Below are 14,352 nucleotides of genomic sequence, written 5' to 3' on the forward strand. Positions count from 1 at the left end.
AACCTCAAGGTGATAGTTACGCATTTTGAGGTATTAAAAAACCCCATATATTGAAATGGGGTTATTGAAGATGCCTTGAGCGGTAGACGCTATACGCCTAAACTATGAAACCAAAAAGCGGCCAGTGATGAAAATATAATCAATTCTGTCGCTAAGAAGATAATGGTGAAGAGCCTTTTTTTTCGTTCTAATTTCCTGATAGCTTCAATCAGCCTGTTTTTGGGCAAATACCCTTCCACTCGAACAGTCTTACCATGAAGCAACGCGAGTACTTCAGGGGAGGGCTGTCCATTTTCGTGGAAATCTATTTCAAGCAATTTATTTAATAACAGCTGAATACGCCCCTCCTGAGCCGCTACTGTTGTATTAACAATGCTTAAAATTATAGTCAACAAAGCAATCACAAACGCAGCCGCTGCGAACGCGATGGTTACCTTGTCGCTAAATTCCATCTGACTATCCATAAGATCCATACAGTTTCCTTGATGATTCCCCCACTGGGGTTAGGTACGTTAATTTTGCACACGACACTCTAACCTGGTTTTTCACTACGAACGCTAAGAGAGGAGTTGATAAGTTATCTTAAATGTATTTTAAGTGCATTGAACCCCTTTTAAGCAACGGCGAAGTCATCAATAGTTGTGCCGGTAAGATCTAACAACCCTGTTAGCTTAATCACCGTACCTGGCCAACCTGAGACGCAGCGGCGCTGGAGTCATCGGCCACTATAAAAGTGTCCTTCCCTTTGCCGCCGCTCACGGCGCCCGGCTCCTTCAGTATGATGGTATTTCCGGAACCGGTGTAAGGTGAGGCCTTCTGCGGCTGTTAGGTTAACGTCAACGCCCGCCGTGTTCACGGAAGCGTTAATCTTTTCTACTGTATTGGAGTTGCTTCGCGTCAGAGCAAGCTGCGCATCGGTTGCGATATTAACAGCCGTTGCCTTATCAGCCTTTGGCTTCACCGTACTGTAGAATATTCAGGTGGCTACAGGCTTTTTATTGTAATTAATTGATACGCGGCTTTCGTGATGAGGGCCAAAACCTTGCCGAGGCGGGCGGTTTATAACACCGCTTGTGAAAGATCTTCCTTTCACATCGGGTGGAGAGCTAAAGACGAGGATTGATGGCAACTATAATGCTACTACCCAACGAACCCAGTATCGAAAATGAAGCTGCTCAAGAGGCATTAACGACGCAGTGGTTACTGCCCGTGCTTGGTGAGCTCAAGAAGCTCTTTATAGACTTGCGGCACTCGTTGGATCCTGAACTAGTCCAGGCGAGGCCGTATAAACAGGGCAAGGCTTATCCGCTGGGTCAGTGCCTGGAGATTTCTCAGGCGGCGTTCCAGCGGTTACCTCGGCTTGGTACCGGAACGCTACAGCCGGCGGCTGCACGGGGGCTCCAGGCGCTAATGCACTTTGTTCGCCACGGTGGCTGCGTTCGACAGGTATGGGGGGATCTGCGCGGTGACTATTTTCAGAATGCGCTTTTGGTGGGAACCCTGTATGTGGATGTGGCCAACGATACCGTTGACCCTACCAAGCCACCGGTGGAGATACTCCCTTTTGCGCATGCGCGGTTAAAACCTATCAGCGATTTTGTTCATTTTTCCAGGGTGGCGGCGCGCTATTGGCAAGCGCAGCTTTATCCTAATCACATTCTGCCAGGGCTGGCTCCTTACTTCCCGTTAGTGAGCGTGACCCAAAGCGGCGTCGTTCAGTTTCAGTCCGCCAGTAACTATATGATTGCCTTAACTGAGGCGGGTCAATTTGCACCGAGCGAAACGGTTCTTAAAGGCAATCCGATGAACGCCTCACTGTTTGCGTTGCTACGCAACACTCTGCTGGCAACGAATGCTTCTCTTCCTGACGCTCCCGACCAGGGCCGAGTGTTGGCGTTGAGAACCTGTTTGGCAGCACACAATCAGCAGTGGCATACCTCTCAGCAGAGGCGTAATAGCACTGTGACAACGGTGATCCAGGTAAACCGTGCGTTAGGTCAGTTGGTGATCCGCGGGCAGGGGGAGTGAAAGGCATCGCTGAGGTCTTGATATAAGTCCTTTATCTTTTTAAGCATGTTAGTTGGCTAGGTAAACGCTACGACTAATGTCATTTTTTAGACTGATAAAAAATAGCGATGCACTTTTAAAAAGGGAGTAATATTTCCAGCTTTGAAAGCAGTAGCAGTTTTCTCACGGGTTGGTTAAGTAGTTCTTCATAAAAAGGCTTTTGCCACAGGTAAGCAATGCCAGGCAGGGGGAGAAAAAATTGAGCAATATGCAGATAAATCCAGTAGGGCCGATTAATTATGATGAGGCTGTCAGTGGCGATGTGAACGATTTCGCAGCGCGCACCGATAGCCTCGGCCAACCAACCCTCGCCGCCTGGGTGCTCGATGAATCCGGTGCCAACGTTTGGCAGGGCCATATTGAGTCTGGAGGTGCAAACGATAGCTCCGACACCATTATTTTGGAAGTACCGCAGCATAGTAAGGTTCAAGGCATAACCCTTACGGTGAGCAATATAGTAATCAATAGCGGTACTCAATTCTATTTGAGTGACCTCTTTGGCAACCTTATAGAGAGCCGCCCCTTAGAATCCTTTACCAAAGCTTTCAATTTGCAGCCTGGGTTGTATAGCTTGATGATGGGTAATGGTACGGTGGTTCTCGACTACAAACTGTCATTAGACGTAGTGGCCACCCCTCCCGGTTTGCTGCCTACGTTATCAGTTACGCCTGAAAACCCGCTTTTTATCGAAGATGAGCAGGCAGTCACTCTGTTTAGTGGTGTGGATGCGAATACCAACGATACAGGGCAGAGTTTTACCGGTTTTACTTTCTCTGTCTCTGGTGTTAAAGAGGGCGCGCAAGAAGTTATTTCACTGAGCGGGGTCGATATTAGCTTGGGGGCTAATAGTAATGGTTTGGTTAGCGGCGGTAGTTATGCTGTTTCCACGACGGGGGGAGGCGCAACGGTAACCGTTAGTGGAGTGTCACTCAGTCAAGCTGATATGAACTCTCTGCTCGCTAGCATGGCTTACCGGCACAGTGGGCAGAACCCTACGGCGGGCGCACGTGACATAACACTTCTTGAGCTACGCGATAACGGAGAACCCGGCTATAACAGTACCTCGCTAAATATTACCAGCAAGGTAGTAGCGCAGGCGGTAAACGACGCGCCTGAAGTCACTACCTCCACGGGTGCATTAACGTTTATCGAAGGCGAGGGTGCTAAGCCTATTGATGTCGGTTTGACGCTTTCTGATATAGACAGTGCTACTTTGGTTCAGGCGGTGGTTACCATTAGCGGTAATTACGTTAGCAATGAAGATGCGCTATTGTTTACCAACAGTGGCACCACCATGGGTAATATCAGCGCCAGCTTTGATACGCTAACTGGCACCATGACGCTGACCTCAGCAGGTGCCTCGGCGACCATGGCCGAGTGGCAAGCGGCGCTCCGCTCCGTCGCCTATGCCAATACGTCACAGAACCCAAGCACGCTCCCGCGCACGGTTGAATACGCCATTAACGATGGCCAACTGAGTAGCACGGTAGCTGCGCGTTCCATTACGCTAGTAGAAGGCAATGCGGCTCCTACCTTTGCCGGACTGGATGGTGCACCAATTTTTACCGAAGGCTCAAGCCCGGTAAGGCTTAATAGTAATTTAAGCATTACCGACGAAGAGTTGGTTACCTTCAATAATGGTGTCGGCGACTTCAATGGTGCCTCATTAACGCTTTCACGCCAGCTTGGTTCGAATGCTGAGGATCAGCTCTCTTTCGACACGGAGGGAGCCTCCTATTCAATTTTAGGAAATATTCTCCTGACCGGGGGAGTTACGTTTGCCAATTGGTCAAATGCGGGCGGCGCGCTGAATGTTAATTTTGGCAGTGGAGCGACGACGGCGCTGGTAAACGAGGTGCTGCAAACGATCCAGTATGCTAACAGCAGTGATAACCCAAGCGGCTCTGTGTCATTGAACTATCTATTTAGCGATGGAAACACAGGTATGCAGGGTGCCGGTGGGGCAGGAATAGCGCAGGGCTCCACTTCGGTGTCTATTATCGCCACCAATGATGACCCGATAGTCACCGGGCTACCTCTTACCCTTACCGTTATAGAGGATTTTGCCTCAACCATTGATCTTCGCGGCATTGCGTTTAGCGATGTCGATAGCGGCAAGGGGGACGTGACGGTTACCCTCAAGGCCTCTACGGGAAGTATAGGTTTGGCGGCCAGCGGGGCGGTGAATCTATCGGGCAATGGCAGCGACACAGTGACCCTGGCCGGCACTTTAGCGGCTGTGAATGGTTATCTTAATACACCCGCCAATATGCTCTATACCGGTGCTGCGAATGCCGCCGGTTTAGCTGCTGCGAACCTTACGCTATCTATTAATGACGGTGGTAATAGCGGTGCTGGGGGTGGCACGGACATTGTGGTGGGTAAGGTCGGGATGGATATAACGCCGGTCAACGATGCGCCGGTGTTTACCACGGCGGCCACCCTTGCGGTGCCCGAGAACAGTCTTTCGGTTACCACGCTTGCAGCCACCGATGTCGATAATCTCAAGCTCTTTTATTCTATCCAAGGGGGCGCGGACAGTGCGCTGTTCTCGCTGGATGTCAACTCCGGTGCCCTGAGTTTTAATACTGCCCCGGATTTTGAGGTGCCCACGGATCACGACAAGGACGGCACCTACGAGGTGATTGTTGAGACCAGCGATGGTAACGGAGGAGCAACGCCTCTGACGCTAGCCATTAGCGTCACTGATGTGAACGAGTCAATACCACCTGCTCCGCCGCCTGCTCCAGCCCCTATTCAGGTCACCCCGCCCACGCCACAGCCCAATACTCCTTCAGGGCAGCCCTCGTTTAGCGAGACAATCACCAACACTGGCAGTAGTAGCGGTAGCTCCAAACTGGTAGAGAACAGCGGTAACGGCAACGAGGTCACCGTTACGCTGCCCGGAAGTGTGAGCCTGATCAACCAAGGCGCGCGCAGCGCCGTCAACAATCAGCAGGCGCAAATAGATCTGATTGATAGTATCGGTGTTCAACAGCCCGGCAACCTGGGTGATCAGACCAGTATTGTCAGGCAGTGGTTTGCCACTAGCCCTGATGGCATGCTGCTTGACATCCGCACGCTGATACTTAGTGACCGCGGCAGCGCCTCGGCCAATACCCCTATTCAGATCAACGGAAATGCCGGAAACGGCAGTGCAAGTAGTAACCATCTTGAGGCCTTCGTTATTGATGCTAGCGCACTGCCCAGTGGCAACCTTATTCAGCTCAATAATATCGATTTCGCCAGCATTGTTGGTGCAACATCAATCAGTGGCGGCGCCGGTAATAATGTGGTGATTGCGGATAATGCCGATCAATTTATCGTTCTAGGAGCCGGTGACGACGAGCTTCACGGTGGCGGCGGTAATGATGTGATCGGTTCCAAAGGGGGAGACGACCTTCTCTTCGGCGATGCGGGTAACGATCGCCTGTTTGGCGGGGAGGGCAATGATCAACTGAACGGTGGCTCGGGAGTGGATGTGGCCCGTTTCGATACCGTGAAAAACAGTGTCCAGCGTGATCAGGCTAGCGATGGAAGCCTGACGATAAGCTCTGCGGCTACCGGCGTGGATACGCTGACAGGCATTGAACTGCTGCGCTTCGCTGATCAGGTGATCTTGGCTAAAGCTCCCGAGCTAGTCAATACTGCAGTGACCAGTTTCGATGAAGCCTTTTATGTCAGCCGCTATACCGATGTGGCGGAGGCGATCACCCAAGGGGTGTTCGCCAATGCGCGCGCTCATTTCCAGCAATATGGCCGCAGTGAGGGGCGTCAAGCGGGATCTGAAGGCAACGGACGGGACAATCTTGTCTTCGATGAGGCGTTCTATCTATCCCAGCATACGGATGTGGCGGCCGCTGTTAACCAAGGTGGCTTCGCCAGTGGTTATGCACACTATGTGCAGTACGGAGAGCGCGAGGGGCGCGACCCTAACGTGCTTTTTGATGAAGCGGGTTATCGGGCCGCTAACGTAGATGTGGCGAGCGCTATTCAGCAGGGTAACTTTGCGAGTGGCTATGAGCACTATCGGCTGTTCGGCGAGGCCGAGAACCGAAACCCCTCCGCCTGGATGGATATTACCGCCTATAAAGAGGCCAACTCAGATATTGTTGCTACAGGCATCGGAGCCCTGAACCACTATATGCAATACGGCATAGGTGAGGGGCGTATAATCACGGCTGCCGATGAGGGGCTGTGGGGATAAACGGTGACCTCCCTCGCCCTTGTGGCGGGGGAGTCGTTGCGGCATCACTTCGTTCTGCATGCACTTTGCCGTAATCGTGTTAGCTGTGCTTGGCAAAGCCTTTCGTTTGTTCATGGCGGGGTAGACGACCGGTCTATCTCGCGCTCTCCTTGGCTTTAGGGTAGAGTTGCTGCCCATTATTCACCTACACGCGTGCTGTTATGGCTTGCGAGCTTGGTGTCGCCGCAGTTTTTAATTAGTCTTGAGTGGTAACTACATGCTGGTGCAGCGTTTTTCCCGTTATCTCAGTATTGGTGTCATTAATACGCTACTGCATTGGGTCGTATTTCTACTGTTGAACCTTGGCCTGGGTATTTCTCAATCCTGGAGTAATTTGTTGGCTTTCGCTGTGGCCGTCACGTTCTCTTTTTTTGCCAATGCGCGCTTTACCTTCCAAGCCAAAGCGACGCCACTAAGGTACTTATTGTTTACTTGCGCTATGGGCTTGCTTAGCTTTTTAATCGGCGTTACTGCTGATGTATTAGCATTGGCACCAGTAATAACTTTAGTAGTTTTTTCTGGTTTAAGTCTAGTGCTGGGTTTTGTTTATTCACAGTTTTTTGTCTTTAAGGAGCGTACATGAAACTGTCGTTAGTAGTGCCAGTTTTCAACGAAGAGGCGATGCTGGCGCTCTTCTATCGCACTGTTCGTGAAAGTGAGGCGCTAGCTCCGTACGATGTTGAAATTGTACTTGTGAATGATGGTAGCACCGATACCACAATTGAGATTGCTCAGCAGCTTGTGGCAACCGATGAAATGATAGTGCTGGTCGATTTTTCCCGTAACTTTGGTAAGGAGCCCGCACTCTTTGCAGGGCTCTCTTATGCGACCGGTGATGCCGTTATTCCTATCGATGTCGACTTGCAGGATCCCATTGACGTCATCCCCAAACTGGTAGAAAGGTGGCAGCAGGGGGCCGACGTGGTGTTGGCTAAGCGTGTTGACCGCCGCCAGGATGGCTTTTTAAAACGCTTAAGCGCAGAGGGGTTTTACCGTTTCCACAACAGTATCAGCACCCCCAAAATTGAAGAAAATGTAGGTGATTTTCGGTTGATGTCTCGACCAGTGGTTGACTCGATTTTGCAGATGCCTGAGCGCAATCTGTTTATGAAGGGGGTGCTTTCCTGGGTAGGTTATAAAACCGATGTTGTTAGCTACGAACGTGCTGCACGCGCCGCTGGTAGTACTAAGTTTAATGGCTGGAAACTGTGGAACCTGGCGGTTGAAGGTATTACATCCTTTAGCACTGTGCCTTTAAGAATTTGGACTTATCTGGGATTAGGCGTTGCGTTGTTTTCTTTTATATACGCGGCGTGGTTGGTGATGGGAAAAATTATCTGGGGTAACCCTGTACCCGGCTATCCTTCGTTAATGACAGCCATTCTGTTTCTTGGCGGTGTTCAACTGGTGGGTATAGGCGTACTGGGTGAATATATAGGCCGTATTTATATAGAAGTGAAGCAACGTCCGCGTTATGTGGTGAAGCGTGTTCTGGGCAAGTCTATAAGCGACTATAACGACACCATAGATTCATAGCTGATCTTTAATAGGCTAGTAAAGCTGCGCTAGGGCGTTGCAGGTAAAGGTAAAGAATCTATGCAGAGTGAAAAAAGTGTTTCCTCCCAAGGGCCGTGGTCTGAGCCTTTGGGGTGTAGCCGTTGGCAGCGCGTGTTTGGCGGGGCGCTACTCGGTGGTTTTGTGGTGTTCATGCTTGCGCAGCATGCGCTGGTGTTTCCTTATCACGATGACTGGGGGTACGCCACGCTAACGTATACCACCGAGGTGGGGGCTGGTATTGGGCGCCATTTTACCCAATTCGATTTAATCCGCTTTTTGTACAGTGAATACTGGAACTGGTCAGGCCGATTTTTCCCCTTCTATCTGCAAATTAATCTATTTTCCTGGGGAATTGAGTCTGTAAGGGTTGTACAAGTTTTTGTACTTGCCGTGATGGTGGTGAGTGCAACCGCGGCTGCTCGAAAAGGGGAGCCATGGCATCCGGTATTACTGGTGCCTGTTGTTTACCTATTGGCGTTGCCAGAATTTGTCACTACTAGTGGCTTGTATTGGTTTTCTGCTTCAATCGCTTATGTTTGGGGTTTGGCGCTGTTTGGTTTGGCAACCTGGCGTGTTGCTCGCAATGGACGGCTGGACTGGTTAGCTACGCTGCTTTATGCGTTGGCCGCTTTATTTCATGAGCAAATGGCTGTTGCTATGCCAGCCTTTGTTTTGACCTATGGCGTGCTGCAGTTTTTAGCCCAACGGAGCTGGGAGGGCGCAGGTCTGTGGTTGTGTCGGCTGTGCATCACTATTGGTGCAGGGGCGTTGGTTATTTTTGCTCCAGGTAATTTTGTGCGTCGTGCAGTCTCTCATTACCCCCATGAAGGGGTCGTTGATACACTCTTAGCTAATGTTCAAGTGATGAACCAGCTAATATTGCATCCTGAGGGGCGCTTGGCGCTATTAGCCTGGCTAGCTGCAGGTATAGTTTATGGAGCCTTGCTGTTCACTCGCCATGCTAAAACTACCTTTGTGGCTGCAGGCTTGAGTGTTGGAACGCTATTGCTGGCATTACCCGCTTGGCAGGGGTTAACGTTATTTTTCCCAGCTTTGTTGTTACTATTCGGCGTTGTATTAATGCTGGGAGTTTGGTGGCATCGTGTTCCTGTTGCTATTGCTGCTGCGTTCTTTGCAGCGGTTGCCTCTTTGGTGCTGCTGCTGTTGGCACCAGTGGTTGCTTCCCGTGCACTACTGACTTTTTACTGCTTAATGTTAATACCGCTTACTTATGCGGGTGCCTTGGTATTTCGTTTTAGTCCTCTATTAATGGTGGTGGTATTGATGGCATTTGCTGTGCCCGCAGCCAATAAAGCTGGGGCGGTTTATGAGGGGTATGCCCAAAATGCCCCGACCCATCAACTCAATGGGGCTAAGTTGTTGGCAGCAGGTATGGAGGCTGAAGTGGGGAGGGTACCTGACCAACTGGTTTTGTATCGGCTACCGAATGATCGCTTTGCTGAAACAATGCCTTACCAGCGTGAGCTGGTCGAAACGTGGATGCGGCGTTACTACCAAGTACCAGAAGGGGTGAACATTGAATGGCAAGCGCCCCTGGACTTGAGACAATAGCCTAATAGCTATCAGCCAAACTGCATGGTAAGCGCAATGCACATGTGCTTTGGACGAATTAAACACTTGGACGTGGTGGTTTAACATGAAAATTTTAGTCACTGGTGGGGCCGGTTTTATCGGCTCAGCGGTTATACGTTATTTGATCCAATCCACTGAGCACCATGTGGTCAATGTGGATGCCCTTACCTATGCTGGTAATTTGGAGTCTCTTACCGAGGTAGAGGGTAGTGACCGCTATGCGTTTGAGCAGGCGGATATTGGCGATGTTTCCCGCATGGTCGCTATTTTTGATCACTACCAACCGGATGCTGTGATGCACCTGGCGGCGGAGTCCCACGTGGATCGCTCGATAGACGGCCCCGCGGCGTTTATCCAGACCAATATTGTAGGCACTTATTCGCTTTTAGAAGTTGCACGGCACTACTGGAAGGGCTTGCAAAAAAGTGCACCTGACAAAGCCGCTGCTTTTCGCTTTCACCATATCTCTACCGATGAAGTGTACGGTGATCTAGAAGGGCCGGAAGAGCTTTTTACCGAAGAGACGCCTTACGCGCCCAGCTCTCCCTATTCTGCCAGTAAAGCAAGTTCTGACCACCTGGTGCGCGCTTGGTTGCGTACCTTTGGTTTACCGGTGTTGGTTACCAATTGCTCGAATAACTACGGGCCTTATCACTTTCCTGAAAAGCTTATTCCCTTGATGATTTTGAACGCCTTGGCAGGTAAGCCACTGCCGGTCTATGGCAATGGCCAGCAGGTTCGGGATTGGCTTTATGTTGAAGACCATGCGCGTGCATTGGTGAAGGTTGTCACCGAAGGCGTCGTTGGGGAAACCTATAATATTGGGGGACACAACGAGAAAGCCAATCTTGAAGTGGTCGAAACGCTATGTGACCTGCTTCAAGAGCTGGTGCCTGCGGAGCGTTCATATCGGGATTTGATTGCCTTTGTGCAAGACCGTCCTGGCCACGACCTGCGCTATGCCATTGATGCCAGCAAAATTGAGCGAGAGCTAGGCTGGCGCCCGGAGGAGACGTTTGAGACCGGATTGCGCAAAACCGTGCAGTGGTATTTGGATAACCGGGAGTGGTGGCAGCGGGTTCAGGATGGCAGCTACCAGGGCGAACGTTTGGGGAGTTTGTAGCTCTTAACGCAGTGTTGGTGGCCTAGCGGTCGCGAGCTAAAGCTACCTCCCACTGGTGGTTTGTTCAGGCTGCTAGCCAATGGTCTCGAGCTAACGCAGCCTCCCACCGGTGCGGTGTTTAGGCTGTTAAGATGATGAAATCAAATGTTTTATAAAGGAATGGGTTATGAAGGTGCTTATCACCGGCGGTAACGGCCAGGTAGGGTTTGAGCTGCGCCGTCAACTGGCCACCCTAGGCGAGATATTAGCACCTAGCAGGGCGTCGCTTGACCTCTCGGACGCTGACGCAGTAAGTGCTTACTTGGCTCAGCATCAGCCGGATGTGGTGGTGAATGCAGCCGCTTATACGGCGGTGGACAACGCCGAAACGGATCAAGCATTGGCAACGCGGTTAAACGCCGAACTGCCCGCTCAACTGGCGGCATACTGCCAGAAGCGTAACTGCTGGTTGGTGCATTACTCTTCCGATTATGTATACAGCGGTGAAGGTAGCGCCCTTTGGCGCGAAGATGATGCAACGGGCCCCTGTAATGTTTATGGCGCTACTAAGTTGGCGGGTGATAAGGCTATAGCTGCCAGCGGTTGCCAGCATCTGATTTTTCGTACCAGTTGGGTATACAGCGCTTTCGGGAAGAGTTTCTTATCTACCATGCTGCGTTTAGGCGCTGAACGCTCTGCCCTGAGTATTGTCAGTGACCAAGTGGGCGCACCAACCCCCGCACGCCTAATTGCGCTGGTTACCCAGCAGGTGTTAACTGCCTTACAATTTAAGACTTCCAGTCATGATATTGGGAGCGGTGTGTATCATTTGGCCCCCAAAGGGGAAGTCAGTTGGCACGGGTTCGCCTGCGAGATTTTCCAATTGGCAGGTAATATAGGGTTACCGCTAACGATTACTTCCGAGAGTGTTAGCGCTATCCCTACCCGTGATTACCCAACTCCTGCTGCTCGCCCGCTTAACTCGCGGCTGGCAGTGGATAAACTAGAAAAAGCGTTGGGAATTGAGATGCCCAGTTGGCAGAGCCAGTTGGCGCTTACCGTGGAAGAAATAGCAAGCTCGCGCTAAGTCGTGCGTGCGCAATGAGCAAGGAGCAACAACGATGCAACGTAAAGGCATTATTTTAGCGGGGGGCAGCGGTACTCGTTTACACCCCATCACCCGCGGTGTTTCAAAACAACTGCTGCCGATATATGACAAGCCGATGATCTATTATCCGATCTCGGTATTGATGCTGGCTGGTATCCGGGAAATTTTAATTATCTCTACCCCGGAAGACCTGCCCCAGTATGAAAACCTTTTGGGCAATGGCGATACGTTCGGCGTACGTTTTGAGTATGCCGTGCAGCCTTCGCCTGATGGTCTGGCCCAGGCGTTTCTTATTGGTGAATCGTTTATCGGAGATGCGCCGGTGTGCCTGGTGCTCGGCGATAACATTTTCCATGGTCAGCACTTTTCTGAGCAGCTCAAGCGTGCGTCTGCCCAAGCGAGTGGGGCATCGGTATTTGGTTATCTGGTCAAAGACCCCGAGCGTTTTGGTGTTGTGGAGTTTGATGCTGATGGTAAAGCAGTTTCCATTGAGGAAAAGCCTGCCAAACCGAAGTCGCCTTACGCGGTGACCGGTCTCTATTTTTATGACAATGATGTGGTTGAAATTGCTCGCCAGGTGAAGCCTTCTGATCGGGGGGAGCTGGAAATCACTAGCATCAATAATGCCTATTTAGAGCGTGGCGACCTACGTGTTGAGCGCTTGGGCCGTGGTTTCGCATGGCTGGACACCGGCACTCACGATAGCCTGCTGGAGGCTAGCCAGTATGTGCAAACTATTGAGCATCGCCAGGGTTTGAAAGTGGCATGTTTAGAAGAGATAGCGTGGCAGCAAGGGTGGTTAAGCGATGAAGCTCTGCGTGAAAGCGCCACCGCGCTTGCGAAAACCGGTTACGGACAATATTTGCTTCACCGTTTAGATGCTAAAGGGGGCTATTAATGCTGGTTGAAAAAACGTCATTGCCTGATGTGTTAATTTTAACCCCCAAAGTGTTTGGCGATGCCCGGGGCTTTTTTATGGAGAGCTTCAACCAAAAAGCGTTTGAACAGGCCACGGGTTGCAAGCGTGATTTCGTTCAGGATAACCACTCGCGCTCCCGCCAGGGTGTGCTGCGTGGCATCCATTACCAACTGGAGCAGCCCCAGGGCAAGCTGGTGAGGGTTGTGCAGGGTAGCGTGTGGGATGTGGCGGTCGATCTTCGCCGCGATTCTGCTCATTTCGGCCAGTGGGTCGGCGTAGAGCTTTCGGCTGAAAACAGCCGTCAGCTCTGGGTGCCTGAGGGTTTTGGTCACGCCTTTGTGGTGCTTTCGGAAACGGCGGATTTTTTATACAAGACGACTGATTATTACCATCCCGAATCTGAGCGATGTATCCGTTTTGATGATCCTGAGCTGGCCATTGAGTGGCCAGAACTACCCGTTGAGTTTTCGCTCTCTGAAAAAGATCAGGCGGGTAGCACGTTTTCTAAGGCAGATGTTTATAAACGTTAGCAGTGGCGTTACCACTGCCAGGTAACCCCTGCGCTGATCACATCCAGATCAAACCCTGGTAGGTTGTCGGTTTCACCCGCATCGAAGTGGCGGGTGAAACGCCCGCGCAGGGAGAGCTGTTTGGTAATAGCCAGCTGCGCCCCCACTCTCAGATTAGGCACCCATCGCCGAAATGTTGAATCACCGCTGAAGAGGCCCCCCACACTCGATAGTTGGCTTTAGCGGTTTCGGCCTGAACCCTAAGACGCAAAATGGCCGATTAAGATTAAACCCACTTTAGGTGACATATAACCTTTTCTTAATGCATTCTTATTGATGTCTACAGTAGGTGCTGCTTAATCGTTAATTTAAAGTTAAATCTGAGTGCCCTTAAACGCTTTATAGATGATGGCGGGCTTTTTCGTGTTTTTTTGTGAAAAAAATTGTATAAATGTGGTAACAGTAATGGGCAGAGTGTTAGATAAAGTAACTTTTTGTTTGAGGACTGCCCATGCCAACTTGGTATTCACACCTAGTGCTTTTGGACTACGCCGAACATGCGAATTTAGGCTGGAATGGCGACAAAGCTGAGGCGTTGAAGCATGATTGCACATGGCTTCCCGTCAGCCTGAGTGAGATGGCGCAGGCATCAGCCCATCTTCCAATCGTCATAATGCGCTGTGAGCAGCGTTGGCTAATAGTCGTCGTGACTAACGATATTTTCCTATCGAGTATTAGGGGTAGAAACACTGAGCCGCTGAAGCACGTGTTTGTACCCCAAAGTGCGCAAGTATATCCATTTTCTCTCATGCTTTTAGAGGCTTCCAAAAGTGGTTTTCAGCTAGGTATCGACAAGCGGTGTATTGTCCCGCTTGAAGATACGGAGGCTTTGCCTCTCTTTAGTGCAAATCGTGGTTATTCGGAAGCGGTAATGGATCGGTTTCATTTACTCCACCGCTTAAAGATAGACAGTGAAATAGTCCATAGCGCCTGCGAACTTTTAGCAAAAAAGGGGGTGTTGATACTTATTTCTGAAACAGAAAAAATAATGGGAAACAATAAGGAGCGTGATAGGCCAATTTATCGCGTTGATATTGATGCCATTGCTCGGTTATCCCGCGAAGATTTTGCAGACCTGCAAATGCATCATGCCATGGAATTAGCGGCCTATCAGCATAGTTCTCTGTTCCATGCGGGATGTTTAAATCAAGATGCTAATTAAAAATTGCTTTTTATTTGTTTTTATTGCAT

Annotated in this window: 12 protein-coding genes; 10 read left to right on the forward strand and 2 right to left on the reverse strand. The window is 50.6% G+C overall.

Going from position 1 to position 14,352, the window contains the following annotated elements; genetic code table 11:
* Positions 1-89: 89 nt before the first annotated feature.
* On the reverse strand, positions 90-473 hold the full coding sequence (locus SR894_RS06100) for a hypothetical protein (RefSeq protein WP_223288254.1): 384 nt from the start codon (positions 471-473) through the stop codon (positions 90-92).
* Positions 474-1,122: 649 nt separating this feature from the next.
* On the opposite strand from SR894_RS06100, the gene SR894_RS06105 reads away from it, so the two are divergent.
* The 9 genes from SR894_RS06105 to rfbC all read left to right on the forward strand — a co-directional run bounded on the left by SR894_RS06105 (position 1,123) and on the right by rfbC (position 13,122).
* Entirely contained in the window at positions 1,123-2,028 is a 906-nt protein-coding gene (locus SR894_RS06105; protein ID WP_223288253.1) for a hypothetical protein, read from the forward strand.
* A 247-nt stretch (positions 2,029-2,275) separates the two neighbouring features.
* Entirely contained in the window at positions 2,276-6,274 is a 3,999-nt protein-coding gene (locus SR894_RS06110) for a beta strand repeat-containing protein (protein WP_246638145.1), read from the forward strand.
* A 256-nt stretch (positions 6,275-6,530) separates the two neighbouring features.
* Positions 6,531-6,896, forward strand: coding sequence for a GtrA family protein (locus SR894_RS06115; RefSeq protein WP_227404781.1), 366 nt, complete (start codon positions 6,531-6,533; stop codon positions 6,894-6,896).
* The gene (locus tag SR894_RS06120) at positions 6,893-7,849 is read left to right on the forward strand and encodes a glycosyltransferase family 2 protein (protein ID WP_223288251.1); all 957 of its coding nucleotides are present in this window, start codon (positions 6,893-6,895) and stop codon (positions 7,847-7,849) included. The genes SR894_RS06115 and SR894_RS06120 overlap by 4 nt, the downstream gene beginning before the upstream one ends.
* Positions 7,850-7,981: 132 nt before the next feature.
* Positions 7,982-9,442, forward strand: a complete 1,461-nt coding sequence (locus SR894_RS06125; RefSeq protein WP_223288250.1) for a DUF6056 family protein — start codon at positions 7,982-7,984, stop codon at positions 9,440-9,442.
* Positions 9,443-9,527: 85 nt separating this feature from the next.
* Positions 9,528-10,586 carry a dTDP-glucose 4,6-dehydratase gene (rfbB, locus tag SR894_RS06130; protein WP_223288249.1) on the forward strand — a complete coding sequence of 353 codons (1,059 nt, stop codon included), beginning with the start codon at positions 9,528-9,530 and terminating at the stop codon, positions 10,584-10,586.
* Between the two features lie 166 nt (positions 10,587-10,752).
* Positions 10,753-11,652, forward strand: a complete 900-nt coding sequence (gene rfbD, locus SR894_RS06135; protein ID WP_223288248.1) for a dTDP-4-dehydrorhamnose reductase — start codon at positions 10,753-10,755, stop codon at positions 11,650-11,652.
* Between the two features lie 34 nt (positions 11,653-11,686).
* Positions 11,687-12,571 (forward strand): glucose-1-phosphate thymidylyltransferase RfbA, encoded by an 885-nt coding sequence (gene rfbA, locus SR894_RS06140; protein ID WP_133730258.1) that lies wholly within the window; start codon positions 11,687-11,689, stop codon positions 12,569-12,571.
* On the forward strand, positions 12,571-13,122 hold the full coding sequence (gene rfbC / locus SR894_RS06145) for a dTDP-4-dehydrorhamnose 3,5-epimerase (RefSeq protein ID WP_223288247.1): 552 nt from the start codon (positions 12,571-12,573) through the stop codon (positions 13,120-13,122). The genes rfbA and rfbC overlap by 1 nt, the downstream gene beginning before the upstream one ends.
* A gap of 8 nt (positions 13,123-13,130) precedes the next feature.
* On the opposite strand, the gene SR894_RS06150 is transcribed toward rfbC, so the two are convergent.
* On the reverse strand, positions 13,131-13,283 hold the full coding sequence (locus SR894_RS06150) for a hypothetical protein (RefSeq protein ID WP_223288246.1): 153 nt from the start codon (positions 13,281-13,283) through the stop codon (positions 13,131-13,133).
* Positions 13,284-13,612: 329 nt separating this feature from the next.
* Between SR894_RS06150 and SR894_RS06155 the strand changes: the two genes are divergently transcribed.
* On the forward strand, positions 13,613-14,323 hold the full coding sequence (locus SR894_RS06155) for a SapC family protein (RefSeq protein ID WP_223288245.1): 711 nt from the start codon (positions 13,613-13,615) through the stop codon (positions 14,321-14,323).
* Positions 14,324-14,352 lie beyond the last annotated feature (29 nt).

Origin of the sequence: Vreelandella neptunia (assembly GCF_034479615.1) — a bacterium.
Taxonomy (GTDB): Bacteria; Pseudomonadota; Gammaproteobacteria; order Pseudomonadales; family Halomonadaceae; genus Vreelandella; species Vreelandella neptunia.

Excerpts from the sequence above, each read along its gene's own strand:
- SR894_RS06100 (WP_223288254.1), bottom strand. The coding sequence starts at position 473 with ATGGATCTTATGGATAGTCAGATGGAATTTAGCGACAAGGTAACCATC.
- SR894_RS06105 (WP_223288253.1), top strand. The coding sequence starts at position 1,123 with ATGGCAACTATAATGCTACTACCCAACGAACCCAGTATCGAAAATGAA.
- SR894_RS06110 (WP_246638145.1), top strand. The coding sequence starts at position 2,276 with ATGCAGATAAATCCAGTAGGGCCGATTAATTATGATGAGGCTGTCAGT.
- SR894_RS06115 (WP_227404781.1), top strand. The coding sequence starts at position 6,531 with ATGCTGGTGCAGCGTTTTTCCCGTTATCTCAGTATTGGTGTCATTAAT.
- SR894_RS06120 (WP_223288251.1), top strand. The coding sequence starts at position 6,893 with ATGAAACTGTCGTTAGTAGTGCCAGTTTTCAACGAAGAGGCGATGCTG.
- rfbB (WP_223288249.1), top strand. The coding sequence starts at position 9,528 with ATGAAAATTTTAGTCACTGGTGGGGCCGGTTTTATCGGCTCAGCGGTT.
- rfbD (WP_223288248.1), top strand. The coding sequence starts at position 10,753 with ATGAAGGTGCTTATCACCGGCGGTAACGGCCAGGTAGGGTTTGAGCTG.
- rfbA (WP_133730258.1), top strand. The coding sequence starts at position 11,687 with ATGCAACGTAAAGGCATTATTTTAGCGGGGGGCAGCGGTACTCGTTTA.
- rfbC (WP_223288247.1), top strand. The coding sequence starts at position 12,571 with ATGCTGGTTGAAAAAACGTCATTGCCTGATGTGTTAATTTTAACCCCC.
- SR894_RS06155 (WP_223288245.1), top strand. The coding sequence starts at position 13,613 with ATGCCAACTTGGTATTCACACCTAGTGCTTTTGGACTACGCCGAACAT.